This window comes from Phyllobacterium sp. MT110, assembly GCF_058792715.1.
On the sequence record NZ_JBXAFE010000001.1, the window covers coordinates 2,096,206 to 2,121,976 of the forward strand.

Annotated in this window: 21 protein-coding genes and 1 pseudogene; 7 read left to right on the top strand and 15 right to left on the bottom strand. The window is 57.9% G+C overall.

Features of this window, described 5'->3' with window-relative positions:
- Positions 1-228: 228 nt before the first annotated feature.
- On the bottom strand, positions 229-1,908 hold the full coding sequence (locus AC1Q5O_RS10590; protein WP_346307475.1) for a formate--tetrahydrofolate ligase: 1,680 nt from the start codon (positions 1,906-1,908) through the stop codon (positions 229-231).
- A 277-nt stretch (positions 1,909-2,185) separates the two neighbouring features.
- Positions 2,186-5,278 carry a bifunctional proline dehydrogenase/L-glutamate gamma-semialdehyde dehydrogenase PutA gene (putA, locus tag AC1Q5O_RS10595; RefSeq protein WP_492562817.1) on the bottom strand — a complete coding sequence of 1,031 codons (3,093 nt, stop codon included), beginning with the start codon at positions 5,276-5,278 and terminating at the stop codon, positions 2,186-2,188.
- Positions 5,279-5,388: 110 nt separating this feature from the next.
- Between putA and AC1Q5O_RS10600 the strand changes: the two genes are divergently transcribed.
- Entirely contained in the window at positions 5,389-5,850 is a 462-nt protein-coding gene (locus AC1Q5O_RS10600; protein WP_105731999.1) for an Lrp/AsnC ligand binding domain-containing protein, read from the top strand.
- A 341-nt stretch (positions 5,851-6,191) separates the two neighbouring features.
- Here the strand turns inward: AC1Q5O_RS10600 and AC1Q5O_RS10605 are convergent.
- Positions 6,192-6,278 (bottom strand): annotated as a pseudogene (locus AC1Q5O_RS10605) (DUF2333 family protein); the annotation flags it as partial.
- A gap of 398 nt (positions 6,279-6,676) precedes the next feature.
- Complete coding sequence (locus AC1Q5O_RS10610; protein ID WP_492562820.1) at positions 6,677-7,801, bottom strand: DUF2333 family protein; 1,125 nt, start codon at positions 7,799-7,801, stop codon at positions 6,677-6,679.
- Between the two features lie 253 nt (positions 7,802-8,054).
- Here AC1Q5O_RS10610 and AC1Q5O_RS10615 point away from each other — a divergent pair, with 253 nt between their 5' ends.
- Together AC1Q5O_RS10615 and AC1Q5O_RS10620 are read left to right on the top strand one after the other, a co-directional pair.
- Positions 8,055-8,804 carry a M12 family metallopeptidase gene (locus AC1Q5O_RS10615; RefSeq protein ID WP_492562822.1) on the top strand — a complete coding sequence of 250 codons (750 nt, stop codon included), beginning with the start codon at positions 8,055-8,057 and terminating at the stop codon, positions 8,802-8,804.
- A 376-nt stretch (positions 8,805-9,180) separates the two neighbouring features.
- Positions 9,181-9,675: a hypothetical protein gene (locus tag AC1Q5O_RS10620; RefSeq protein ID WP_492562823.1), complete on the top strand. Its 495-nt coding sequence runs from the start codon at positions 9,181-9,183 to the stop codon at positions 9,673-9,675.
- 61 nt (positions 9,676-9,736) lie between these two features.
- On the opposite strand, the gene AC1Q5O_RS10625 is transcribed toward AC1Q5O_RS10620, so the two are convergent.
- The 5 genes from AC1Q5O_RS10625 to AC1Q5O_RS10645 form a co-directional block, all read right to left on the bottom strand.
- Complete coding sequence (locus AC1Q5O_RS10625) at positions 9,737-11,020, bottom strand: DUF6638 family protein (protein WP_492562824.1); 1,284 nt, start codon at positions 11,018-11,020, stop codon at positions 9,737-9,739.
- Positions 11,020-12,930 (bottom strand): AAA family ATPase, encoded by a 1,911-nt coding sequence (locus AC1Q5O_RS10630; RefSeq protein WP_492562826.1) that lies wholly within the window; start codon positions 12,928-12,930, stop codon positions 11,020-11,022. The genes AC1Q5O_RS10625 and AC1Q5O_RS10630 overlap by 1 nt, the downstream gene beginning before the upstream one ends.
- Positions 12,931-12,942: 12 nt before the next feature.
- Complete coding sequence (locus tag AC1Q5O_RS10635) at positions 12,943-14,094, bottom strand: hypothetical protein (RefSeq protein ID WP_288192669.1); 1,152 nt, start codon at positions 14,092-14,094, stop codon at positions 12,943-12,945.
- Positions 14,094-15,182: a hypothetical protein gene (locus AC1Q5O_RS10640; protein WP_492562829.1), complete on the bottom strand. Its 1,089-nt coding sequence runs from the start codon at positions 15,180-15,182 to the stop codon at positions 14,094-14,096. The genes AC1Q5O_RS10635 and AC1Q5O_RS10640 overlap by 1 nt, the downstream gene beginning before the upstream one ends.
- A gap of 123 nt (positions 15,183-15,305) precedes the next feature.
- Positions 15,306-15,896 (bottom strand): thymidine kinase, encoded by a 591-nt coding sequence (locus AC1Q5O_RS10645; protein ID WP_223612543.1) that lies wholly within the window; start codon positions 15,894-15,896, stop codon positions 15,306-15,308.
- A 190-nt stretch (positions 15,897-16,086) separates the two neighbouring features.
- Between AC1Q5O_RS10645 and AC1Q5O_RS10650 the strand changes: the two genes are divergently transcribed.
- The 3 genes from AC1Q5O_RS10650 (at position 16,087) to choV (ending at position 18,990) form a co-directional block, all read left to right on the top strand.
- The gene (locus AC1Q5O_RS10650; protein WP_346307481.1) at positions 16,087-17,028 is read left to right on the top strand and encodes a choline ABC transporter substrate-binding protein; all 942 of its coding nucleotides are present in this window, start codon (positions 16,087-16,089) and stop codon (positions 17,026-17,028) included.
- Between the two features lie 79 nt (positions 17,029-17,107).
- Positions 17,108-17,950 carry a choline ABC transporter permease subunit gene (gene choW, locus AC1Q5O_RS10655; RefSeq protein ID WP_105731991.1) on the top strand — a complete coding sequence of 281 codons (843 nt, stop codon included), beginning with the start codon at positions 17,108-17,110 and terminating at the stop codon, positions 17,948-17,950.
- Entirely contained in the window at positions 17,947-18,990 is a 1,044-nt protein-coding gene (gene choV, locus AC1Q5O_RS10660; RefSeq protein WP_492562831.1) for a choline ABC transporter ATP-binding protein, read from the top strand. Before choW ends, choV begins: the two co-directional genes overlap by 4 nt.
- Positions 18,991-19,008: 18 nt before the next feature.
- Here choV and AC1Q5O_RS10665 read toward each other — a convergent pair whose 3' ends face one another.
- The 6 genes from AC1Q5O_RS10665 to AC1Q5O_RS10690 form a co-directional block, all read right to left on the bottom strand.
- A complete protein-coding gene (locus AC1Q5O_RS10665; RefSeq protein ID WP_288192665.1) occupies positions 19,009-19,275 on the bottom strand; it encodes a hypothetical protein in 267 nt (88 codons plus the stop codon).
- A gap of 83 nt (positions 19,276-19,358) precedes the next feature.
- Positions 19,359-20,192, bottom strand: a complete 834-nt coding sequence (locus AC1Q5O_RS10670) for an ABC transporter ATP-binding protein (protein ID WP_492562834.1) — start codon at positions 20,190-20,192, stop codon at positions 19,359-19,361.
- Positions 20,189-21,043 carry an ABC transporter ATP-binding protein gene (locus AC1Q5O_RS10675; protein WP_288192664.1) on the bottom strand — a complete coding sequence of 285 codons (855 nt, stop codon included), beginning with the start codon at positions 21,041-21,043 and terminating at the stop codon, positions 20,189-20,191. Before AC1Q5O_RS10675 ends, AC1Q5O_RS10670 begins: the two co-directional genes overlap by 4 nt.
- A 4-nt stretch (positions 21,044-21,047) precedes the next feature.
- A complete protein-coding gene (locus AC1Q5O_RS10680; protein ID WP_492562835.1) occupies positions 21,048-21,908 on the bottom strand; it encodes an ABC transporter permease subunit in 861 nt (286 codons plus the stop codon).
- A gap of 63 nt (positions 21,909-21,971) precedes the next feature.
- Positions 21,972-22,979 (bottom strand): ABC transporter permease subunit, encoded by a 1,008-nt coding sequence (locus AC1Q5O_RS10685; protein ID WP_492562837.1) that lies wholly within the window; start codon positions 22,977-22,979, stop codon positions 21,972-21,974.
- 52 nt (positions 22,980-23,031) lie between these two features.
- Positions 23,032-24,636, bottom strand: coding sequence for an ABC transporter substrate-binding protein (locus tag AC1Q5O_RS10690; RefSeq protein WP_492562839.1), 1,605 nt, complete (start codon positions 24,634-24,636; stop codon positions 23,032-23,034).
- A gap of 333 nt (positions 24,637-24,969) precedes the next feature.
- On the opposite strand from AC1Q5O_RS10690, the gene AC1Q5O_RS10695 reads away from it, so the two are divergent.
- The gene (locus tag AC1Q5O_RS10695; protein ID WP_492562841.1) at positions 24,970-25,731 is read left to right on the top strand and encodes a 3-hydroxyacyl-CoA dehydrogenase; all 762 of its coding nucleotides are present in this window, start codon (positions 24,970-24,972) and stop codon (positions 25,729-25,731) included.
- Positions 25,732-25,771: the final 40 nt, after the last annotated feature.

A 25,771-nucleotide genomic window follows, 5' to 3' on the forward strand; every position in this document is an offset into this window, starting at 1 on the left:
CCACTCCGTTGCATTTGGCTTTGCGGGCTTCTGGCGGTCAAACAAAAAGGCCGCCCGGAAAACCCGTTGCGGCCCTGATCCCTTTACGTGCGTGCAAAAGGCTGCGTGGCCGCGATCAGCGAGCCCACCACCAGCCATTTGACATCATAACGCGCGTGTTCATGGCGGTGATTGTTAGCGTTACGCGGCGGCGCTTGCAACAGCAAAAATCACCGGCCTGAAAATCGCTCAGAACAGCCCTTCGATCAAACCTTGCCCGTTGAGATGAATGCGTTCCGCCGAAGGCGATTTGGGCAGACCCGGCATGGTCATGATCTCGCCGCAGATCGCGACGACGAAACCGGCGCCAGCCGAAAGGCGCACCTCCCGCACATGCACCACATGATTGACCGGTGCGCCGCGCAGGTGCGAATCCGTCGAGAACGAATATTGCGTCTTGGCCATGCAGACGGGAAGATGGCCGTATCCGGCGGCCTCCCACTGCCGCAACTGCTCCCGCACGCTGGCATCGGCATCCGCCTCCGCACCGCGATAGATGCGCTTGACCACCGTCTCGATCTTGTCGAACAGGGAAAGCTCATCCTCATAGAGCGGCGAGAACTGGGCTGAACCGCTCTCGGCGAGAGACACCACCTTGTGCGCCAGCTCTTCGATCCCGGCCGATCCCAGCGCCCAGTGTTTGCACAGGATGGCTTGCGCGCCATGGGCCGCGACGAAGTTCTTCACGGTTTCGATCTCGGCATCCGTATCGGCACTGAAATGATTGATCGCCACGACAACAGGCACACCGAACTGCCGCACATTTTCCATGTGGCGGCCAAGATTGGCACAGCCCGCCTTCACTGCAGCAACATTCTCAAGACCGAGATCGTCCCTGGCAACGCCGCCATGCATCTTCATGGCGCGGACCGTGGCAACGATGACGGCGGCGGCCGGTTTCAATCCCGCCTTGCGGCATTTGATGTTGAAGAATTTTTCTGCACCGAGATCGGCACCGAAACCGGCTTCCGTCACCACGTAATCCGCAAGCTTGAGCGCGGTCGTCGTGGCGACGACGGAGTTGCAGCCGTGGGCAATATTGGCGAAGGGGCCGCCATGCACAAAGGCTGGATTGTTTTCCAGCGTCTGCACCAGATTGGGCTGCATGGCATCCTTCAGGAGGACGGCCATCGCCTTGTCCGCCTTCAGATCCCGGGCGTAGACGGCGGTCTTGTCGAAACGATAGCCGATAATGATATCGCCCAGCCGCCGCTCGAGATCTTCGAGATCGGTTGCAAGGCAGAGAATGGCCATGACTTCCGAGGCCACCGTGATGTCAAAACCCGATTCACGCGGAAAGCCGTTGGCCACGCCGCCCAGGGAAGACGCGATGTCGCGCAGCGCGCGGTCGTTCATGTCCATGACCCGCCGCCAGGTCACGCGGCGCGTATCGAGATTGAGTTCATTGCCCCAATAGACGTGATTGTCGATCAGGGCTGCCAGCAGATTGTGCGCCGCAGTGATGGCGTGAAAATCGCCGGTGAAATGCAGGTTGATGTCTTCCATCGGGATGACCTGCGCATAGCCGCCGCCGGCAGCGCCGCCTTTCACGCCGAAACAGGGCCCGAGCGACGCCTCGCGGATGCAGACAATCGCGCTCTTGCCGATGCGGTTGAGACCATCGCCGAGACCGACGGTCGTCGTCGTCTTGCCTTCACCGGCCGGTGTCGGGCTGACCGCCGTCACGAGGATCAGCTTGCCATCCGGAGCACCGCGCTTCGAGCGGATGAATTCCGCCGAGAGTTTTGCCTTGTCGTGCCCGTAGGGAACGAGGTGTTCCGGCGCAATGCCAATCTTTGCACCTATCTCGAAAACCGGTTTCTTGGTTGCAGCGCGGGCGATCTCAATATCGGACTTAACGACAGCCATCGGCATGTCCTCCCCTAGTGGTCCGATTCTGACATTTGCATCCCTTTGATACAAGCCATGGAGGCAAATGTCAGAATCAAAGGACCACTAGCAAGTATATGACTCCAGTGGAACTTTGAATTTGACATTCGCATGTTCCGCGTGATGTCAAATGGGGTGCGAATGTCAAATTCGTTCCACTCGCGTAGATACGCCAAATAGCATCGCAGAAGCGAAATGGGGATAGTGAGCAGCCCACTATCCCCAGTTGCACATCTCTTTTCGGCGGTTTTCCCGCTTATTCGCCCATGGCGATCAGGCTGGCATTGCCCCCGGCCGCGGCCGTGTTGACCGACACCACCTGTTCCAGCGCGAAACGCGTCAGGTACGACGGACCGCCCGCCTTGGGACCGGTGCCGGAAAGACCCGAACCGCCGAAGGGCTGTGTCCCGACAACCGCGCCGATCGTGTTGCGGTTGACATAGACATTGCCGATGTCGAGCCGGTCGATGACTTTGGCGACCGTCGCCTCAATGCGCGTGTGCAGACCGAAGGTCAGGCCGTAACCGGTCGAGGCGATCTGGTCGAGCACCTTGTCCAGATCCTTGGCTTTCCAGCGCACCACGTGCAGAACCGGCCCGAACACCTCCTTCTCCAACGCTTCCGCATGATTGAGTTCAACGATATGCGGCGCAAAGAACAGGCCCTCGTCCGGTGCAGTACCAGCATAGCGAACCTTCTGACTCTTGCGCATCGCGGCAATGTGGGCTGCGAGCATGTCGCGCTGCGTCTGATCGATGATCGGGCCGATATCGGTGGAGGCCAGCGACGGATCGCCAAGCGTCAACTCACGTGCCGCGCCTTCGATCATCTCGAGCATGTTGTCGGCGATATCTTCCTGCAGGTAGAGGATTCGCAACGCAGAACAGCGCTGGCCAGCAGAACGGAAGGCGGACATGACAACATCGTCGGCAACCTGTTCCGACAAGGCGGTGGCATCGACGATCATCCCGTTGAGGCCGCCGGTTTCGGCGATCAGCGGAACAATCGGGCCTTTCTTCGCCGCCAGCGTGCGGTTGATGGCCCAGGCCGTATCGGTCGAGCCGGTAAAGGCAACGCCGGCAATATCCGCGTGGGATGTCAACGCCGCACCGACCGAGCCGTCACCCGGGACATAAAGCACGGCATCTTTCGGCACGCCCGCTTCGTGCAGAAGCCGGATGGCTTCATAGGCAATCAGCGGCGTCTGTTCCGCTGGCTTCGCCACCACGGTGTTCCCCGCAGCAAGGGCCGCGGTGACCTGACCCAGGAAAATCGCCAGCGGGAAATTCCACGGGCTGATGCAGACGAAGGCACCGCGACCGCGATGACGCAGCTTGTTGTCTTCGCCTGTCGGGCCGGGCATGGCCTTGTCGGTTGCAAACTGACGGCGCGCCTCGGCAGCGTAGTAGCGGCAGAAATCCACCGCCTCGCGAATTTCGGCAATGCCATCATCGAGCGTCTTGCCCGCTTCACGGGAGAGAAGGTCCATCAGCGGATCACGATTGTTCTCCAGAAGGTCACCCGCCTTTTCCAGGGCCTTGGCGCGGGTTTCCACCGGAACACGCGACCACGAGACGAAAGCCCTTTTAGCAATGCCGACCGCCTTTGCCGCTTCGTCCGCCGTCGCAAACACAACCGTTCCGACGGTCGCGCCATTGACCGGCGAAATCACATTCTGGGCCTTGCCCGCAGCTTTCACGCCGTCGATCAGCGGAACAGCGTTGACCGTGCGGGATGCCTTGGCGATGCCGCCCAAAAGGGCAGCCAGTTCCTTGCGGTCACCCAGTTCCACGCCGGCCGAATTGATGCGCTTGCCATAGATTTTGGCAGGCAGCGGGATATGCGGGTGACGATAGCCTTTGCCGTCATTGAGCTTTTCCGCCGGGCGTACCAGCAGGTCCGCTATCGGTACATTGCTGTCACCGACCACCGACACGAAAGACGAGTTGGCGCCGTTTTCGAGCAGGCGGCGAACCAGGTAGGCCAGGAGGTCGCGGTAGCCGCCAACGGGTGCATAGATGCGGCAAGCGATTTTCTCGTCCTTTTCCGTGATCTGCTTGTAGAGGCTTTCTCCCATGCCATGCAGCCGCTGGAACTCAAAACCGGTCTTGTCGCCGCCAGCCATTTCCAGGATCATGGCGACCGTCAGCGCATTGTGGGTGGCAAACTGCGGGAATATGCGTGGCCGGGCGTCAAGCATGCGCTTGGCGCAGGCCATGTAGGACGCATCGGTTGCAGGCTTGCGGGTGAACACCGGGTAATCGGGCAGACCGCGCTCCTGGGTCCGCTTCACTTCCGTATCCCAATAGGCCCCCTTGACCAGCCGCACCATCATCTTGCGGTTATGCCGTGCTGCGAGCCTGTCGATGTGGTCGATCACCTCAAGCGCACGCTTCTGATAGGCCTGAATGGCGAGGCCGAATCCATCCCATCCATCCAGCGACGGATCGGCAAAGACGCGGTCGATCACATCCAGCGACAGCTCGAGCCGGTCGGCTTCTTCGGCATCGACGGTGAAATTGAGATCGTAGGATTTGGCCTTCTGCGCCAATGCCAAGAGGTCCGGCACCAGTTCGGCCATGACCTGATCATGATGCGTGGCGAGATAACGCGGATGCAGGGCGGAGAGCTTGACGGAAATGCCCATGCGATCCGGCAGCTTCTTGTTGCCCGTGGCCCGGCCGATCGCGTCGATGGCATCGGAATAGGATTTGAAATAGCCGCGCGCGTCCTTGCGCGTGCGGGCACCCTCACCCAGCATATCGAAGGAATGGCGATAACCCTTGGCTTCATTCGAGGCAGCGCGCTTCAGCGCATCCTTGATGGTTTCGCCGAGAACGAAATGGTGGCCGAGATAACGCATGGCCTGCTTGGTGGCGGTGCGGACCGTGGGAAGGCCGATACGTTTGACGAGCGAGGAAATCACCCCTTCCGGCGTCTCGCCCGGCTTGATCACCTTGGCGGAAAGGCCGAGCGCCCAGGCCGATGCCGATACAAACCACGTATCGCCGCTCGGCTCGTGCTCCGACCACTTGCCCTGCTTCAGCTTGTCCTCGATCAGCTTGTCCTGCGTTGCCGCGTCCGGCACGCGCAGCAGGGCTTCGGCGAGAACCATCAGCGCCAGCCCTTCACGGGTGGACAAGCCGTACTCGCGCAGGAAATCCTCGACACCCCCGATGCCACTCGCTTCCTTGCGAATCGTGGCGATGTATTTGCTGGCACGTGCATCGATACGGCGGTTGACGTCTTCCGGCAGGGCGATGGTTTTCAGCAAAGATGCCACCAGTTGCTGATCATCGACAGCATATGGCGCAGTAAAATCGTTTGAAGACGGCAATGGTCTGGTCATCAGGCTTCCCCTTATTGATTTTTCCCATATAATCTATTCCACTTGGTTCTTCTCACCAATGAACGCTCACAAAGCAGCGCAAAAAACTAAAAATATGGGGTATTTTAGAGATGAAAAACCTGGACAGCCTTGACCGGCGCATCTTGCGCGAGCTGCAGAAGGACGGGCGGCTCTCCAACACCGAGTTATCCGAGCGTATCAGCCTCTCGCAAACGGCGACCACGGAACGGGTCAAGCGCCTGACAAGAGACGGCTATATCCTTGGCTACACCGCCAGACTGTCGCCGAAAAAGCTCGACCGCGCAATGCTGGTCTTCGTGGAAATCAAGCTGGACCGCACCACCCCGGATGTTTTTGCCACCTTTGCGGCTGCGACACGGCGCAACCCCGACGTGATGGAATGCCACATGGTCGCCGGCGGTTTCGACTACCTGATCAAGGCGCGTGTCGCGGACATGGAGCACTACCGCCGCTTTCTCTCCGATGCCCTGCTGTCGCTGCCGGGTGTGCGCGAGACGCATACCTATGCCGTCATGGAGGAAGTCAAGGAAACCACGCACCTGCCGGTTTGATCGACCTGCAACCTGATACCTATTGCGACACAACTCCCCGTTCGTTGCCGAACCGGTCGCATTTCATCATCAATGGATGTGTTGAGGGCAAAAGCACCGGCACCGGGCCAGCGGTGTATCGGAGGAGATGGGCTGCTCCGGCTGCGGCATCAGCCATGCTCTCAAACTTGGAGGTGATACGATGTGGCTTAAGCCCTTCAGCATCACCCTGGAAATGAAAAAAACCCGGACTGGCTGGCAAGTCACTATCCGGGTTCTTTTCAAGTAGCCAGGAAAGAGGGTGGGCGAAAGCTCGCCCTCACTCCAAGGCCAAATATAGCATTTTACCCGCCCAAGTCCACTTATTGCTGCAGCACCTGCTTGATATCGATCAGGTTGGAGCGCATGCGCAGAATATAAAAACCCATGGTTGTCAGATGGTTGGGCAACAACCATCCGCCCTCGCTGCCAAAAAATTCAAGGAAACCACATACCTGCCGGTTTGATCGACCTGCAACCGGTTACCTATCGCGACGCAACTCCCCGTTCGTTGCCGAACCGGTCGCACTTCGTCATCAATGGATTTGTTGAGGGCAAAAGCAACAGCACCGGGCCAGCGGTGTATCGGAGGAGATGGGCTACTCCGGCTGCGGCATCAGCCATGCTCTCAAACTTGGAGGTGATACGATGTGGTTTAAACCCTTCAGCATCACCCTGGAAATGAAAAGGATCCGGAATCGCTGGCAAGTGACCATCCGGATCCGTTTCATGTAACCAGGAAAGAGGGTGGGCGAAAGCTCGCCCTCACTCCAAGGCCAAATATAGCATTTTACCCGCCCAAGTCCACTTATTGCTGCAGCACCTGCTTGATATCGATCAGGTTGGAACGCACGCGCAAGATATAAAAACCCATGGTTGTCAGATGGTTGGGCAACAACCATCCGCCCTCGCTGCCATTGGCGATGATCCATGGTGTTATGTTGAGCGCCGAACGGAGCTGTCCGTCCATGCCATCCCATAGGGGGGCCAGGTTCTTCTGCTGCACGACCTGCTTGAAGTCGACCTTTGCCGCATTCATCAGGCCGTAATAGGCGTAGAGCTGGCCATAGGCGAACCAGAACCGGTCATCCGCACGGGTATCGAACCAGCCATAATTGTTCTTCTCCGAGCGATCCTTCAGGATGGCGGAGGTGGAGCCGATATCATTGGCAATACGGTCGACGAACTGCATGAGGTTGTCGGCACGTGCATCGAATACGGCATTGCAGGCTTCAAGCTTCGAATTGAAAGTCCTGAGGTCTTTGACCGCCGAACGGTAATAGCTCGGGGTCGGGGTCTTGGGGCCAAAGGGGTTCAGGCCAAAATACCATGCATCCTCGGTGAACTGCAGATTGCCGCGGGCCTTCTGCAGATCATTGTCGATCTGCGATGTGCCGCGGATACGGCCAAGCGTGTCGACAAGCTCGACGGCCGTACGGCGCACGGCGGAGTTGATGCCGCGCTGGAACGCCGCCTTGTTGTCGAGGAAAGGCGTATCGTCCCATGACATGCCGAAGAAGCCGAGCTTGAACAGCAGCATCGAGGAAATCCAGGCATTCTGGTTCACGTTGAAATCGGTGAGGTCAGCCGTGACTTCCACAATGGCCGAACGGGCGCAGCTCTTGGGCGCCGTTCCGACGGCTTGCGCAGCAACCGGTTCGCCAGCGGCAACGTCACGCTTGTCGAAATTATAGACTGCGACGTAGTCCGGATTGAAATTCGTCCAGACCTGCGTGACCCAGAAAAAATAGCCGTAAAGCCCGACCCAGAGAATGAGTATCGCACCCACGATTGTCTTCAGGATCCAGCCGCGCTGGGTGTACCAGCGCCCTGCCCACAGGAACGGCCACAGGAGGATACCGACCGCATAGCCGATGCCACGTCCGATCAGATAGAAAATCCGGCTGAAGAAGTTGATGACGGGATCGAGCATTGTGCATCCTTGCTAGGAGGTGAGACCGTAGAGCCGCCTGCGCAGCCCTTCCTTGTCCTTCAAATAGGTTGTTTTGAGTATATCGACAACGTGTTCCTGATAGGCAAGGCTTCGATCTCAAATATCCAGCACTAATTCCCTCTGCATATTGGTAGGGGATGAGGCAAGAGATCCCCTACCAAAGTAATATTGACGGCCGCATCCGGTTGACCTCTTCATGGGCATCATTTGCGAAAGATCGAATGGAGTCCGCATGTCTCGTTTCCATCTTTTTATCGCAGCCTTCGCTGCCTGCAACCTGCTGATCGCAAGCGGCGCTAAAGGGGATAGCGGCTGGACTTTTTCACTGGCGAGCGCTCGCAGCCCCAACCAGGAAAAGGGATATCCCCTCACCGTGGTTTTATGGCCGATAGCTCCCATACCGACTTGCTGGAATATGCAGCCCCAAACATTTAATCAATATGCAGTGCAGCGGGAAATCGTAAGACAAGCGGTGGCTGACACATGGGAGGCTGCCTCGTCGATCCGCTTCATCGGATGGGATCGATGCGTGGGTGAGGTCCCAAACGGTGGAATTACAATCATTGTCAACGAAGAGGGTCCGGCAACTTACGGCTTGGGGACCCGATTGAAAAACTTAAATCCCGGCATTCAACTGAATTTCGAGTTCACACAATGGAGCCCTGGTTGTCAGAGGACAAAGGCCGACTGCATCAGAAAAATCGCCGTCCATGAATTCGGACATGCCCTCGGGTTCGCCCACGAACAAAACAGACCGGATACCCCACCAGGCGCGTGCGACCACGACCAGGGAGCGCAAGGTACCAATGGAGACCTGCTGGTTGGCGCGTGGGATTTGGCTTCTGTGATGAATTACTGCAATCCGAAATGGATCGGCGATGGCAGGCTCAGCGCGACGGATATCGAAATGGCGCAACGCTTTTATGAAGAGCTGAACGCCAATACCGACATTGGGCCAAGCATATATCTATTGCTGAATTAGATCTTCTCGATTGGTTCATAATATAAAAAGGAGAATATTAATGGGGGCCCTAAGGTATATCACTATTTCAATACTATCCATACTACCCATCTCTGCGCACGCGGGATCAGGTTCAGGGCTGGTTCACAACGTTTATGCTTTTATCAACGGTATCATAATATTCACTGTAGACACCCATAACGATGCCCCTCCCTGCGGGTCTGGTGCGTTCAGCAGGGATTTTGCCTTTGATAGCACTACCCAAGAAGGAAAAAACAAATACGCCCTATTGCTTATCGCCGCTAATAGTAAGAAACGCATTACAGTTACTGGAGATTCTACTTGCAGAGTGTGGGGTGATCGAGAGACTGCCTTATGGTTCGTAATAGATTTTTAATTGTTTATTCAGATTACACTTGCAACAAGGAGTAGATTAACCGTTCACCTCAAGACCATACAACCGCCTGCGCAGCCCTTCCTTGTCTCTCCCATATTTGTTTTAAACTTAAGGCCATCATTTTTTCATTACAAGTTTTGGAGAATACCAATGAGATATTTGAGGAATATAATCGTTAATTGTGCGGTTGTTTCGACGCTTGCAGCTTCAACATTTCCGGCACCCGCTGGCACGGGAGAGGGGTTGGTTCACGGAATCGCTGTCGTAAATACTGCCGTCGTCATCACTGTCGATACGCACGTGGATAAGCCAGTTTGCGATAAATACACCAACCAATTCGAGTTCGATGTAGGTACAGATTCCGGGAAAGCTTATCTTGCAACAGTGCTTGTCGCAGCAAATGCAAAAATAAGAATAAGAGTAATTGGAGCAGGCACTTGTGCTGCGCCTGCAGGACGTAGAGAGAATGTAGGCTACATAGAGACGTACTACTGATGTTTATTGATCAAGTGACAATGCATCAACCAATTCATGACCAGTAGCGTCCTGGCGCTCCCTACCCCAACCCATACAGCCGCTTCCGCAACCCTTCCTTGTCCTTCAAATAGGTGGTTTTGAGTATATCGACAACGTGTTCCTGATAGGCGGGGCTCCAGCGGCCGTAATCGGCGTAGAAGCCCTGCTTGTTGAAGATGTACCGCGACAGGAAATCCCACGGGACAAAATCACTGATCAGCTGATTGACCAGCCACGCATCGGGATGGCTTGGGAGCGCCCGCACCACCAGAAAACGGCGCGCCGGGTCGATCTCGGAGAGGTTGATCTGCCCTGTCTGAGCAATTTCACGTTTCACGGCGTTCAGGAACGGCCATGTCCCGTCATGATTGATCAGACTGGCATTGGCGTGAATCCAGGTCTGCAGCCAGATACGATCGATACCGCTCAGATTGCGTTCCGGTTCAAGCGTCCGGATGAGATGGCGGATGATCATCTCACCGCGGTTTTCCAGATAGCCCGACTGCTCGATCCACGAGCCGCGCGGCAACTCGATGCGCCCCGTCGCGGCAAGAAACTGGAACACCTGATCGGCGTCCTTGATCGAGATGTAATTGACCTGCCAGGGGCGCGAGCGCCGGAAACCGGGAGCGGCGGGATCGCCGATGACCGTTGTCGTATTGTCATCGACAAAGATATAGATGCCGCCGAAATGGCTGGTCCAGAAGGCGCTGTGGCGGAACACCACCTTGTCGGGCACCAGTGAATTCTCGCGGATATCGCCGGTGACCTTGGCAAGTTCGACCATCCGGTTGAGGAGATCGTCGTCGCGCCAGGTGTTCGGCTCGTTCTGCAGCCGGTCCACCAGCAGACGCAGTTCCGCCGCCTGCCCCATGACGTTTTCAGCGGAAAGGACGCGGAACTCGACCTGATTGATCGACAGCAGATCCTCGATGTCGTTGACGATGGAAACACTGTCCTCGATCTCGCCGAAGATCACATCCTTGATGGTCAGCGCGTTGATCGCCCGCGCATTGCTGCTGAAGAACTCGTACATCAGCTGCGACGTATTGGAGAACTGCGTGTGAACCACCGGCAGCATCGCCTGATCCGGCGTCAGAATGATGAAACGGCGGTTGACGCCATTGGGATCGAGATAGGACGGGTCCTTCAGCTCAGCGGCGATTTCCGGCGAGAATCCCGTCCGGTCAATATTGAACCGCGCAAGTTCGGTTGCCTTGAATCCAAAAGCCGTCAGTGCCCGGTTGTAGCGTTCGATCAGATGTGGCTGGTCGATCGTCAGCAGACGCCCGTAGATCAGTTCGTTTTCGTAGAGAAGGTCCATCAGGCGTCCCACTGCCCCCTGGCTTTCAGAGATTCCACTTCCCGGATCGCCCGTTCGCGCAGGCGCGCATCGCGGACGATCTTTTCCACGGCGGCATCGTCCGACTTGTCGGCATAGCGGAATTCCGAATCCGCATACCGGTTGGTTTCCTGCAGCACCATCTCCATGGTGAAGGGCTTGCGCAGTTCCTCCACCATCGCCTTTTTCTCATCATAGGGCTTGTGCATGAAGGTCTCGGGCTTTTCGAACCATGCATCCGGCAGTTCGATGTCCATGGCGCGCATCTTGATCGCATCCGTCACATTCTTGATGGCGCGGCCGGTGAAACGCGGCTCGCGCTCCTTGATCATGTGCAGATAGGTACCGATATCGGCAAGCGTTTCCGGCTCGCCGTTCTCGGAAATGAAGCGCTCATACACCGCTTTCAGCCCGTCTTCCTGCGGCTTCGACAATTGTTCATAGGCGGCATCCACGGCGCGTTCGATCTGCTGGTCTTCGAACAGCTTGTGTTCGCCGAGCGGAATCCTGTGGTTCTTGCCGGCGAGCAGCGCAAAGATATCGATGTAATCGTTGCGGGTCTGCGGCCCATCCACCAGCCAGCGCGCTCCGGCGCGCTGGCGCAGCGCATCGTCGACGTTCTCCGGATAGTTGGAGAACATGCCGAACGCGCAGTTGCCGCGCACCACGGTGGATGCACCCGCAAACGCTTCCATCAGCACGCCGGTGATTTCCTGCTGGCCGGCAGACGCCCGGTCATCGGAACGCCGCGCGGCAACCTGATCGATATCATCGATGGTGCCGAAGCCGATCACGCGCGGATTGAGCACGTTGTTGACGAATTGCCGGCAGTTCTGTCCGGATTTTCCCTGATAGGAGGAAATCTGGTCGACGCCGAAATTCTCGTAATGGAAGGCATAGCCCGCCACCTGGCAGTAATCGTTGACGAGACCGGCAATCATCTGGATCAGCGTCGTCTTCCCCGTCCCCGGCGCGCCGTCGCCGATGAATGTGAACAGAAAGCCGCCAAGTTCAACGAACGGGTTGAGCTGCTGGTCGAAATCATAGGCCATCAGCATTTTTGACAGCTTCAGCGCCTGATATTTGGCAATGTGATTGCCGATGACTTCACCAGGCTTTTTGAAGGTCATCACCAAAGGCGTGCGTTTCTTGCCCGGCGCCACATCGAAGCCGTCAAGCGTGAAATCGTCGCTATCAAGACGCATATGCGTGTCTTCAAAGCTGCCGAGCCCGTCAAAACGGCCCTTGCGCTGCAACAGGCCTTCAATGGCCGCAGCAGCATAGGCTTTCGCCCGCGCCAGCATGGTCTGTTCACCGGCGGCACCGGCAATGGCCCGGTCCAGACCGCCGACGATCGATTTCAGTGCATCCTGCGCCGTATCGAAATTGAATTCCGGAACCGTCACGTCATTGGCGGCCTGGCTATCCGCTTCGATCAGCTGCGAGAGGTAGGCAGCAAGCGCAAAAGCCGAGACATAGGCGGCGGCGGACAAAAGCTTCTTGAAATGGCTGGCATCCTCCCCCTGCAGGGGCGCCGAGGCATTGCGCGCCAGAAGGTTCTCCAGATCGCTCTGGCGGCCAAAAACATCGGCAACGGCCAATGCGACTGCCACGCCACGGCGCACCCGGAACAACAGCGTGTGCTGCGCGATGGACAGCATCTGGTCATCGGGACGCACGGCCTGGATCGTCCTGATCAGGTCCACTTCACGCGTTGAGCGCAGACCGCCGGTCGAAACTGTCGAGACGAACCGCCGCCCGGTACCGGCAAGCTCGGTCCCGGATTTCGCATCGCCCGATTCCAGCACGACAAAACGCGTGACCATGGCCTGGGCCACCGGCAGATGCTTGGTGATGTCCTTCTCGTCGATGGTGGTCAAACCGACATCCATGATCGTGCTCCCCTAAATGTCGCTGATGACCTGGCCGTTGGACAGGATATGGGTTTTGAACCCGCTGAAAATGCGACTTGCCTCGCCCGAGGCATAGAGCGCCTGATAGGCCTCATGCGGCACCAGCGCATGCTGTTCGTAGCTGCTGACGCCTTGCCGGGCCGCCTCCAGATCATCCGTATTGATGTAGAACTCCTCGCGCGACGGCTCCGAAGACCAGAGCCCGCGCTTGCCCGGCCGTTCCGCCTTGGAGAAAACCTCCTGCATGGTCCATGTCAGAAGCCAGGCATCTTCCGGCTTGCGCACGCGTTCCAGGACATCGGCAACCTTCTGGTTATGTTCGGTAATGCCCGTCGTGTAGAACGGCCCGAGAACCACACGCCGCAACTGCTTGGGGTGGAGTTCCGGAAAATCCGTGTCGAGGCTTGTCGCAATCGTGATCGGCGACAGCGAATAGGCCGAATTCTTGGCGGCGAAATCGTCAAAGCGCCGTGCCAGCTCCGGATTGAGCAGGCCGCCGACGGGTAGCGGGATCCGCACGCCGGGATTGAGCTTGCCATCCTTGCCCACAAGGGTTTCCACGAGGCCCTGCGACGAATCCTCGATGATCGCCATATAGATCAGCGGCAAGTTGGAAGCGCCGTCAAAGGCGCCCCAGTGCACCACGTAGAGCGGACGCATGGTCTTCGGATTGACCGAAACGCGGATGGTCACCGGCAGGATGAACGGCGAGAAAACCTCTCCCTGCTCGACCGTTTCCAGATAAATCCGCTCCGCCATCGATTTTTGCAGATCGCGCGGAAATGCGCGATGCCGCAGGATGAAATCGGCCATTTCATTGCGCAGCGCTGCCGCTGGCGGAATGGCTGCCAGCCGGGCCCTGGTGTCCCGCTTGTCGTTTTCCAGTTCCAGCACGTTCTGGAAAACCGGAAAGCCGCTTTCGGCGCGCGAAATCTGGAACCGGTCGGTAAAACCGATCCGGTTGCGCCAGCATTCGAAGGAGGCTTCCAGCCGCCGCAGATATTCCGATACGGTCTGCGCAACCAGATCGTGCTTGTAGAGCGGCGACTGCTGGTTGTTGAGAAAGATATCCAGCCCGTCCAGCGCAGCACGGATCGCACCGAAATAGCGTTCGGCGGCGGTCAGATCAGCATTCCCGGCCATTAATTCTGCACGTAGTCGGCGGAATTGTGTTTCTTCAGGACTTCCGAGAAACGGCGCGAGAAAGCGTCATCCGCGAGCTTCTTGCGGCGCTGGATATCCTGGGTGCTGACCATGTTCTTCTCGTGCATCTCGAGCAGGTCGCCAATGTGTTTCTGCGCCGCGGCCCCGACACCGGCCATGGTCTCTTCCGCCGCCGTATCGACCCGGCTGCCAAGGGTGTTGATCTTGTGGGCCACGTCCTGCTGGGCCGCCGTCTTCAAGGAATCTTCCAGCGCCTTGTAGAGAACGATGCGCTGTTCCGTATCGATGGAGAGCTTGTTGATCAGCGTGCTCTGCGCGGCGATCTGGTTGTTGAGCGAATCGACGAATGTCTGGAACATCGAGGTATAGCGTTCCAGCGTCTGGCTTTCCGCCAGGAGTTCCTGCTCCTTCGCCTGGCGCTCATTGTATTCCGTCGCCAGTTTCGAGCGGTCGCCTTCCAGCGTGGCACGGGTGCCCTGATCGGTGGAGGCGGCAATCCGGTTTTCAATGTCGAGCAGCAGCGGGTTCAGCTCTTCGATGCGCTTCTGCGTGGCTTCAAGTGTCGCCACCGCCGTCTTGCGGCGCTCGATCACATTGGAAAGGCTGGCTTCCGACGTCTTGTAGCGCGCATCGAGAATGGTCTTCTGCTCTTTGAGAATGCCAACGATCCGGTCGGACTTCGACAGCAGTTCCTGCAGGTTGCCGGCCAGCGACATGTTGCGCACGCGATCCGTCCGCAGGCGCTGCATCTTGTCCTTGGAGAAAATGCCGACCAGCTTTTCCCAGCCGGAATAGCTTTTCATGCTTTCAAATTCGGAACCGAACACATTGGTCGCGTCTTCCAGACCGATGATCAGGTCGGCAATATTGCCTTCCATGACTTTCTGCTGGCGCAGGACATCGTCGATGCGGGCATTTTCAATATCGAAGTCAGGATTTCCGATCGCAGCATCCGCCTTGGCGAACTTGTCGAGAACGACGCTGGACTGGTCAATTTTCGTCCGCATCTCATTGACCATATTCCGGGTCTTTTCGATCTCGGTATCAAAGCTCTGCAAGCTCGCCATTGGTGTCTCCCCTAGATGCCCAAGATAAAATCATAAATATATCTGCCGTTCGAATATAGACACGGCATTTAACGAAAAAAAGCCTATAGAAAAATGACAGGCTGTATTAGGCCGGAACAAGCTCTATTGGTCCGAAACAATCCGCCCGGTTTCTTCTTCCCAATGCTTGCGGCAAAGCGAGACATACACGGATTTTTCGATGGATACCTGGTCTCCTTCAGTGATCGCCTTGCCCGTCGAATCGTGCCGGACCACCATGGTCGCCTTCGAGCCGCAATGACAGATGGTCCTGATCTCCCGCAGCGTATCGGCGATAGCCAGCAATTCGGCCGAACCGGGAAAGAGCTTGCCCTGAAAGTCCGTGCGAAGCCCGAAACACATCACGGGCAGATGCAGCCGGTCGGCAACGCGTGCCAGTTGCCAGACCTGGTCCCGGGTGAGGAACTGCGCCTCATCCACGAAAACACAGCTGAGTGCATTCGCGCCATGCGCCGATGCGATGCGGTCGAAAAGATTGTCCTCGTCACGGTAAAGCTCGGCGGCCGCCGTCACACCGAGGCGTGAAGATATGACGCCGACGCCGTTTTCCGCATAATGCGCAGCCGTGAACATCATCGTCCGCATGCCGCGTTCCTGATAATTGTAGGACGCCTGCAGCAGCATGGTGGACTTGCCGGCGTTCATCGTCGAGTAGCTGAAATAGAGTTTTGCCATAAGGGCGTTTAATCAGAGTTGAGGCCAGGCTTGAAGCCTCTCCCGTGCAGAGGGTGCAACTTTTGCCGGAATATCAACAACTGTCGCGAATTGACCGGATTTATGCGCGGCTATGCTTGAACCCCTGCGAAATTGGTGCTTGGTTCATGCCCTTAACAGCCGGTAGAAAACCGGAGAGGGAGAACAATCGATGAAAATGTTGACCAAACTGACCATTTCACTGGCTCTCACGCTGACCGCCGGCACCGCCTTCGCCGCGGAACCCGCGAGTTGCAAGTCCGTTCGATTCGCTGATGTCGGCTGGACCGACATTACCTCGACCACGGCAGCGGCCAGCGCCGTGCTCAAGGGACTGGGTTATTCCACCGATACGAAAGTCCTGTCGGTTCCCGTGACCTATGCGTCCCTTGGCAAGAAGGACATCGACGTATTCCTCGGCAACTGGACACCCAGCATGGCTGCCGACCTCAAGCCCTATCTCGACAACAAGACGGTTGAAGATCTCGGTGTGAACCTTACCGGCGCAAAATATACGCTGGCCGTGCCGCAGTACCTCTATGACAAGGGCCTGAAAGACTTCAAGGATATCATCACGTTCAAGGACGATCTCGGCGGCAAGATCTATGGTATCGAGCCGGGCAATGACGGCAACCGCCTAATCCTCGACATGATCGCCAAGAACGCCTTCGGCCTGAAGGGCTTCGAGGTCGCCGAATCATCCGAGCAGGGAATGCTGGCGCAGGTTGCCAAGCAGACGAAGACCAAGGGGCCCATCGTCTTCCTCGGCTGGGCGCCGCATCCGATGAACACCAACTTCAAGATTCAGTACCTTTCCGGCGGCGATGACTTCTTCGGCCCCGACTTCGGCGGTGCAACCGTTCATACCAATGTTCGCGCCGGCTACACGACCGAATGCCCGAATGTTGGCAAACTTCTGGCCAATCTCAAGTTCGACCTGAAAATGGAGAATGAGATCATGGGCAAGATTCTCGATGATGGCGAAGACGGCCCGAAGGCAGCCTCCGAATGGCTGAAGGCCAATCCTGCCATTCTCGACACCTGGCTTGCCGGCGTGACGACGGTTGACGGCAAGGACGGTCTGCCAGCCGTCAAGAAGTCGCTCGGTCTTTAAGGCCTGCCGATATTGTCGCCCGGTGCACGCACCGGGCGATTCTTTCGCCTGATACTGCAACCGACAGAGGAATTTTCGCTTGGACTGGCTGACACAAGACAAGATTCCGGTAGGCAAGACGGCAAAGGCCGTCGTCGACTGGCTCACGAACAATTTCGCCGGGTTTTTCGATGGGCTCGCCTTCGTCATGCAGTCGTTCATCGACGGCCTCATGTTCGTCCTGAAATACCCGCACCCGCTGATCATGGTCGCCATCTTTTCCGCGGTTGCCTATGCACTCCGCCGCTCGATTGCCGTGACCCTGCTCACCCTGTTCGGCTTCCTGTTCATCCTCAATCAGGGCTACTGGAAGGAAACCATGGAGACCCTGACGCTGGTGCTCTCCTCCTGCATCCTGTGCATGGGCATCGGTGTCCCCGTCGGCATCATCGCAGCCCATCGCCCCCGGTTCTACGCGGCGATCCGGCCTGTCCTCGATCTGATGCAGACATTGCCGACCTTCGTCTATCTCATCCCGGCCATCGTGTTCTTCGGTATCGGTATGGTTCCCGGCCTGATCGCAACGGCGATCTTCGTTCTCCCTGCCCCGATCCGCCTGACGCATCTCGGCGTGTCCTCCACCCCGCAGCATCTGGTCGAGGCGGGCGAAGCCTTCGGCGCGTCGTCGCGCCAGCTTCTGTGGAAAATCGAGCTGCCCTACGCCATGCCGCAGATTCTCGCGGGCCTGACCCAGACCATCATGCTGTCCCTGTCCATGGTGGTCATTGCCGCCCTGGTCGGTGCGGACGGACTCGGCGTTCCGGTTGTCCGCGCGCTCAACTCGGTCAACACGGCGCTGGGTTTCGAAGCCGGGCTTGTCATCGTGGTCGTCGCCATCGTGCTTGACCGTATCTTCCGTCCCGGCAAGGAGCCTGGTGAATGACCGCGATCACCCTCGAAAACGTCTGCATCATTTTCGGCAAGAAGACGGACGGCGCATTGGCGCTTGCCGACCAGGGCAAGAGCCGGTCGGACATCCAGGCGGAAACCGGCCATGTGCTCGGCGTCCACAATTGCTCGATCACCATTGCCGAAGGCGAAATCCTCGTGCTCATGGGCCTGTCCGGCTCGGGCAAATCCACGCTTCTGCGCGCCATCAACCGACTCAACCCGATTTCGCGCGGGTCCGTCATCGTGCATCATGGCGGCCGCTCCGTCGATGTCGGCAAGGCCGACAAGAATACGCTACGCGATCTGCGCAAGCATCTCGTCTCCATGGTTTTCCAGCAGTTCGGCCTGTTGCCCTGGCGCACGGTCGAGGAGAATGTCGGCTTCGGCCTCGAACTGTCGGGCGTATCCAAGGAAGAGCGCGCGGAAGCCGTGGAACAGCAATTGGCGCTGGTCAATCTCAAGGACTGGGCCAAGCGCAAGGTCAGCGAGCTTTCCGGCGGCATGCAGCAGCGTGTCGGTCTTGCCCGCGCCTTCGCCACCGGCGCGCCGATCCTGCTGATGGACGAGCCGTTTTCGGCGCTCGATCCGCTCATTCGCACCCGTCTGCAGGATGAACTGCTCAGCCTGCAGGAACGGCTGAAGAAGACCATCGTTTTCGTCAGCCACGATCTCGACGAAGCGATGAAGATCGGCAACCGCATCGCCATCATGGAAGGCGGCCGCATCATCCAGTGCGGCACGGCGCAGGACATCCTGCTCAACCCGGCCGATGACTATGTCGCCGACTTCGTCGCCAACATGAATCCGCTGGGTGTGCTGACCGCCGGCGACATCATGGTGCCGCTGGACCGCAGCCGGCCCGCCAACCGTCCCTTCGCCGCAACAGCACGTCTGGCCACCCCCGTGCGCCAGATCATGCAGGCGGTGTCGAAAAACGGCGGCGATGTCGGCATTGTCGAGAATGGCGCCATTCTCGGCATGATCTCCGCCGACGACATCGTGCGGGGCCTACTAAAGCATCAGAGAAATTAGACGGCTACCCCGCACGCCTTACTTGTCGTCACCGTCCTCATCGTCATCGCCGCTTTTGCCGGCCGGTTGCCATGCATGCGGCGTGACTTTCTTCTGCGTGTTTGAATCGGTGAAGATCCACCAACCCGCATCGGTTTCATCCCACTGGCCGCCGGTCGCCTTCAGGCGGTCCAGCGACCGGTACTGCGCCAGGGATTCGTTTTCCTGTCCGTCCTCGTCTTTCCAGAAGACCTGGACCTTGCTGCCGTCCTTCGGGGCAGTTGCAATCGGCTGACGTCCGCTCATAGCATTTCTCCCTGCCATTGCTGCTGTGCGTGGTTCGGCACGCACAGCACATGCGTCATTAACGGACGAACCGCGCGCTAAAATCAAGCGGCGGCTTTTTTCTTCTCCAGACGGGCGCGGATGCTGGCGACATCGGATTTCGGCGTCGCCGCAAACAGCGTCTTGGTATAGCTGTGCTGCGGGTTCGAAAACACCTCGTCGCGCGTGCCGTACTCAACCACTTCGCCGTAATACATCACCATCACCTCGTCGGCGATGTAGCGCACGACCGAGAGGTCATGGCTGATGAACACATAGGTCAGGTTGAATTCGTCCTGAAGATCAGCCAGCAGGTTGAGCACCTGCGCCTGCACCGAAAGGTCAAGCGCGGAGACCGGCTCGTCGAGGACAAGCAGGCTCGGGCTCAGCATCAATGCACGGGCAATGGCGATACGCTGACGCTGGCCGCCGGAGAACATGTGCGGATAGCGGTTGTAATGCTCCGGACCCAGGCCGACTTTCACCAGCATCTGCATGGCGAGTTCCCGCCGCTCCACCGCCGTCTTGTTGGTGTTGAGCAGTAGGGGTTCACCCAGAACTTCGCCGATCTTCTGGCGCGGGTTGAGCGAGCCATAGGGATTCTGGAAAATGATCTGCACCTTGCGGCGCATTTCCGGCGTTACCCTGTCCTTGGCAATGTTGATGGGCTTGCCATCGATCAGTAGTTCACCTTCCGACTGCGGATCAATCAGCGTCAGGATGCGGCCGAGCGTCGACTTTCCGCAGCCGCTTTCCCCGACGATGGCAAGGGTCTTGCCCTTTTCCAGCGTGAAGCTGACACCCTTGACCGCGCGCACCGTCTTCGGCTTGCCGAACAGGCCACCGCTGACGTGATAATCGCGGACAATGTTGCGCCCTTCAAGAACGATCTCGCTCATGTTGCTGCTCCTGCATTGGCGGCTTCGTTCTTCATGAAGTCTGCGACCGTGGACAGACGGTCACCCGTCGCGTTTTCCGGCAAGGCGGAAAGGAGGGCGCGCGTATAGGGGCTCTTCGGTGTTTCAAACAGAGACAGCACGTCGGCTTCCTCCATCTTGCGGCCCTTGTACTGGACGATCACCCGGTCGGCCGTTTCCGCGACAACGCCCATGTCATGGGTGATCATGATCAGCCCCATGCCATGCTTGGCCTGCAAGCTGACCAGCAGATCGAGAATCTGCTTCTGGATGGTCACGTCGAGCGCCGTCGTCGGTTCGTCGGCAATCAGCAGCTTCGGATTGCAGGCGATGGCGATGGCAATCATGACGCGCTGGCACTGACCGCCGGACATCTGGTGCGGGAACGAGTTCAGCCGTTCCTCTGGCGTCGGAATACCGACCTGCTTCAGCAATTCGATCGCCCGCGTGCGCCGGGTCCTGGCATCCATTTTCATATGGAAACGCAGAACTTCTTCCAGCTGGAAGCCAACCGTGAAGCACGGATTGAGGCTTGCCATGGGTTCCTGAAAGATCATCGCCACATCGCGGCCGACGATCTGCCGCCGCTGTTTGGTCGTCATCGTCAGCATGTCGTGGCCGTTGAAGACCATCTTGTCCGCCGTGACAGTAGCCGTGTTCGGCAGCAGCCCCATGACAGCAAGCATGGCAACCGACTTGCCGGAGCCGGACTCGCCGACAATGGCCAGCACTTCGCGGGCATCGACATGCAGGTCGATCCCCTGCACGGCCATGAACTGACCCGAGCTCGTGTCGAATCCAACCGAGAGATTCTTGATTTCAAGCAGCGCCATGATCTCAGCTCCTCTTCAGTTTGGGATCGAGGGCATCGCGCAGACCGTCACCAACGAGATTGATCGCAAGCACGGTGATCAGGATGGCAAGACCGGGGAATGTGACCACCCACCAGGCGCGCAGGATGAATTCGCGTGCCTCTGCCAGCATGGTGCCCCATTCCGGTGTGGGCGGCTGCGCACCCATGCCGAGGAAGCCCAGAGCCGCCGCCTCAAGAATGGCATTCGAGAAGGACAGCGTGCCCTGCACGATCAGCGGCGCCAGACAGTTCGGCAGGATCGTCTTGAACATCAACCGTATGTGGCCCGCACCGGCAAGCTTGGCGGCAATCACATATTCGCGGTTCTTTTCGCTCATCACCGCCGCGCGCGTCAGACGCGCAAAGTGCGGCTGCAGAACCAGCGCAATGGCGATCATTGCATTGAACAGGCCCGGTCCCAGGATGGCAACGAGCACCAGCGCCAGCAACAGTGGCGGAAAGGCAAGAATGATATCCATGATGCGCATGATCAGCGCATCGACCCAGCCGCGGAAATAGCCGGCGAGAACGCCGAGGATGACGCCGGTGACCATGGAAATGGCCACGACAATCAAACCGATGAACAGCGAGAAGCGCGCGCCATAAATCAGCCGGGACAGCAGATCGCGGCCAACAGCATCGGTTCCCAGGAGGAATGACGTATTGCCGCCCTCCTGCCACGCCGGTGGCGTCAGCAGTGCTTCGCGATATTGCTCATAGGGCGCATGCGGCGCAATGAACGGTCCGAGAATGGCAACGAGGACCAGAAAAATCAGGGTGGCAAGCCCTATGACAGCGCCTTTATTGACGCTGAAATAGAACCAGAATTCTGCAAACCTGCCCATGCGGCCCTCTTTCGGGGCGGCAGCAAGCGGTGCGGGAGGGGAAACTTCGTTAGTCACAGTTCCTCACTTTACGCGGATACGCGGGTTGACGACCGCATAGAGCAGATCGACAATCAAATTGACGGTCATGACGATCAGCGCGACCAGCATCAGGCCGCCTTGAACGACGACGTAATCGCGTTTCGCGATGGCGTCGATCATCCACTTGCCGATGCCTGGCCAGGAGAAGATCGTCTCCGTGAGGATGGCGCCGGCCATCAGCAGGCCCATCTGCAGGCCGATCGTCGTGATGACGGGGATCATGGCATTGCGCAGGGCATGGATGCCGATGACCCGCTTCGGCGCGAGACCCTTGGCCCGTGCCGTGCGCACATAATCCTCACCCAGCACTTCCAGCATGGCGGAACGTGTCTGGCGGGCGATGACCGCGAGCGGGATGGTTCCAAGCACGATGGTCGGCAGGATCAGATGCGAGAATGCGGATTTGAACGCACCCTTCGGCCCGGAAATGAGACTGTCGATCAGCATGAAGCCGGTTGTGGGCTTGAAGAAATAGATCAGATCCATGCGGCCCGACACCGGCGTCCAGTGCAGAATACCGGCGAAGAGGATGATCAGCAGGATGCCCCACCAGAAAATCGGCATGGAATAACCAACCAATGCGATTCCCATGCTCAGCTGGTCGAAGATCGAACCGCGCTTGACGGCGGCGAAAATGCCAGCGGGAATGCCAATGATGACAGCAAACAGCATGGCGCAGATGCTGAGCTCAAGTGTCGCCGGGAACAGGGTCAGGAAATCCGCAAGGACCGCGCGTTTGCTGGCGATCGACGTACCAAAATCCCCGTGAAAAATATTCCACAGGAACGAGAAGTACTGCTCCCAGATCGGCCTGTTGAAGCCAAACTGCTCAAGCAGCATCTGGTGACGCTCCGGCGTCATGCCGCGCTCGCCTGCGAGCGCAATGACAGGATCGCCAGGCAGCAGGCGGATGAACATAAAAGCCACAAAGCTGATGCCGATAAAGGTCGGAATCAGCAGCAGCACTCGTGAAGCGATGTATCGGAACATGGTAACCCAATAAAAGGCGGTACCGGCCGAAGCCGGTACCGCGAGGAGTAAATTACTCGGTGATGTCGACGTAAGCGAAGTTATGAACGCCGAACGGGCTGGCTACATAGCCGGTCACGTTCTTGGTCATGGCTGTCGTTACGAGCGAGTGAGCAAGCGTGCCCCATGGAGCTTCGCGCTTGAAGATAACCTGGGCTTCTTCATAGAGCTTGGTGCGTTCGGCCTGATCGGCAGTCACAGCAGCCTTGTCGATCAGTGCAGTGAACTCCTTGTTGCACCATGCGGTACGGTTGGCCTGACCAACGGCCTGGCACGACAGCAGCACGGCAAGGAAGTTGTCCGGATCGCCATTGTCACCGGTCCAGCCGAGAATGACCGCACCATCGTGCTTCGGATCGGAAGCGCGCTTCAGGTATTCCTGCCAGTCATAGCTGACGATCTCGACCTTCACGCCGACCTTGGCAAAATCGGACTGCAGCAGTTCAGCCGTACGGCGGCCGTTCGGCATGTAGGGACGCACAACCGGCATCGCCCAGATCTTCATGGAAAGATCCTTCACGCCAGCCTTTTCCAGGGCCTTCTTTGCCGCTTCAGGATTGTACTCGTCATCCTTGATCGACTTGTTGTAGGACCACATTGTCGGCGGGATCGGGTTGATCGCCGGCTTGGCCTGGCCGAGGTAGACGGCATCAACGATTGCCTTCTTGTCGATGGCCATGTTGAGCGCCTTGCGCACTTCCGGCTTGTCGAAAGGTGCCTGGGTGGTGTTGTAACCCAGATAGGCAACGTTCAGGCCGCTTTCCTGGATAACGGTCAGGTTCTTGTCGGCCTTCAGGCCATCAACATCGGCCGGATCCGGATAGATCGTCAGGTTGCATTCGCCGGCCTTCAGCTTCTGTACGCGAACGGCCGCGTCCGGTGTAACCGCGAAGATCAGGTTGTCGACGTTGACCTTGCCCTTCCAATAGGTCGGGTTGGCTTCGTAGCGGATCGCCGTGTTGAGCTGATAGTCAACGAACTGGAAAGGACCGGTACCGACCGGCTGTTCGTTGAATTTCTGCGGTGTGCCGTCAGCCATGAGCTTGTCGGCATATTCCTTCGAAACGATCGACGAGAAGTCCATCGCAAGGCCGGCGAGCATCGGGGCGCTTGGCTTGTTCAGCACGATCTTGACTGTCAGATCGTCCACTTTCTTGACTTCCTTGATCAGCTTGGGGAAGTCCATGCTTTCAAAATATTCGTAGGTCGCGCCTTCGACATACTTGGCCCACTTGCTGCCTTCCTTCTGACGTTCGAAGGAGAAAACCACGTCGTCGGCATTCAGCTCGCGGCTTGGTGTGAAATAGCTCGTGGTCTGGAACTTGACGCCCTTGCGGATCTTGAACGTGTATTCAAGGCCGTCATCCGAGATCTTCCAGCTTTCTGCAAGCGCCGGGCGAACCGTCGATGTGCCGGGCGTGAATTCAACCAATGGATTGAAAACAGCCTGGCCAGTCGCATCAAGCGTTTCACCGCCGGTATAAAGTGCAGGGTCGAAACCGCCGGGAGCAGCTTCAGAGCAGTACACGAGAGATTTAGCCGAGGCTCCACCTGCCATCAGCCCACCCGTCAACATTGCAAGCGCTGTCGCCGCAAGGAGTTTCTTGTAGGTCTTCATTTTTCCACCTTCAGAGGTTTTTTGTGTTGCCGGCCCCCATGCCCGCAACCGAGATTGCATGGAAGCCTTTGCAATGTCGCAATGCAAGCAGATTTATTCGCAGTCAACCTGCCATCTCATGAAGAAACGAAGATTCTGGGGAAATTTTTTAACAAAGTCACAAAAATAGCGAAATTCACTAAATGTGACGCTGGCGACTTTTGCGAAGCAGCGTTTTTATATCTGCACAATCCCGGCCAGAACATGTTTCCCCCCAGCTCCGATCATAAATAACGACTGGATCGGGACCCAAACTCGTGTCAGAACGCATGAAAATCAGTGAGGAGATGCATTGTGAACGTTCAGGGCCAAACAGCGATTGTTACGGGTGGCGGATCGGGTCTGGGTGCCGCGACAGCGCGCGCGCTGGCAGAGAAAGGTGCTAAAGTTGCCCTGTTCGACATCAATATTGATGCAGCGCAAAAAGTCGCCGATGACATTGGCGGCCTGGCCGTGGCCTGCAACGTGTCCAGTGCGGACGATGCCCAGCGTGCCGTTGCCCATGTCGCAAACAAGCTTGGCACCGCACGGATTCTGGTAAACTGCGCGGGCATTGCCAATGCCGGGCGGATTGTCGGCCGCGACGGCCCGCATGATCTGGACCTGTACCGCCGGGTCATCGAGGTCAATCTCATCGGTTCGTTCAATATGCTGCGGCTGGTCAGCGACGCGGCCGCCAAGCTCGAGCCGCTGGATACGGGTGAGCGCGGCGTGATCATTTCAACCGCCTCGGTTGCCGCCTTCGATGGCCAGATCGGCCAGGCGGCCTATGCTTCCTCGAAGGCAGGCATCGCCGGCCTGACATTGCCCGCTGCGCGCGAACTGGCGCGTTTCGGCATCAGGGTCATGGCGATTGCACCCGGCATATTCGGTACGCCCATGCTTTTGGCCATGCCGCAGGAGGTCCAGGATTCGCTGGCAGCCTCCATTCCCTTCCCTTCCCGCCTCGGCAAACCCGAGGAATATGCGGCCCTGGCCCTGCATATCATCGACAACCCCATGCTGAACGGTGAAACGATTCGCCTTGACGGCGCGATACGCATGGCCCCTAAATAACAGCGATTGGACAGGTTCAGGTTGAAGGCGAATACGCCAA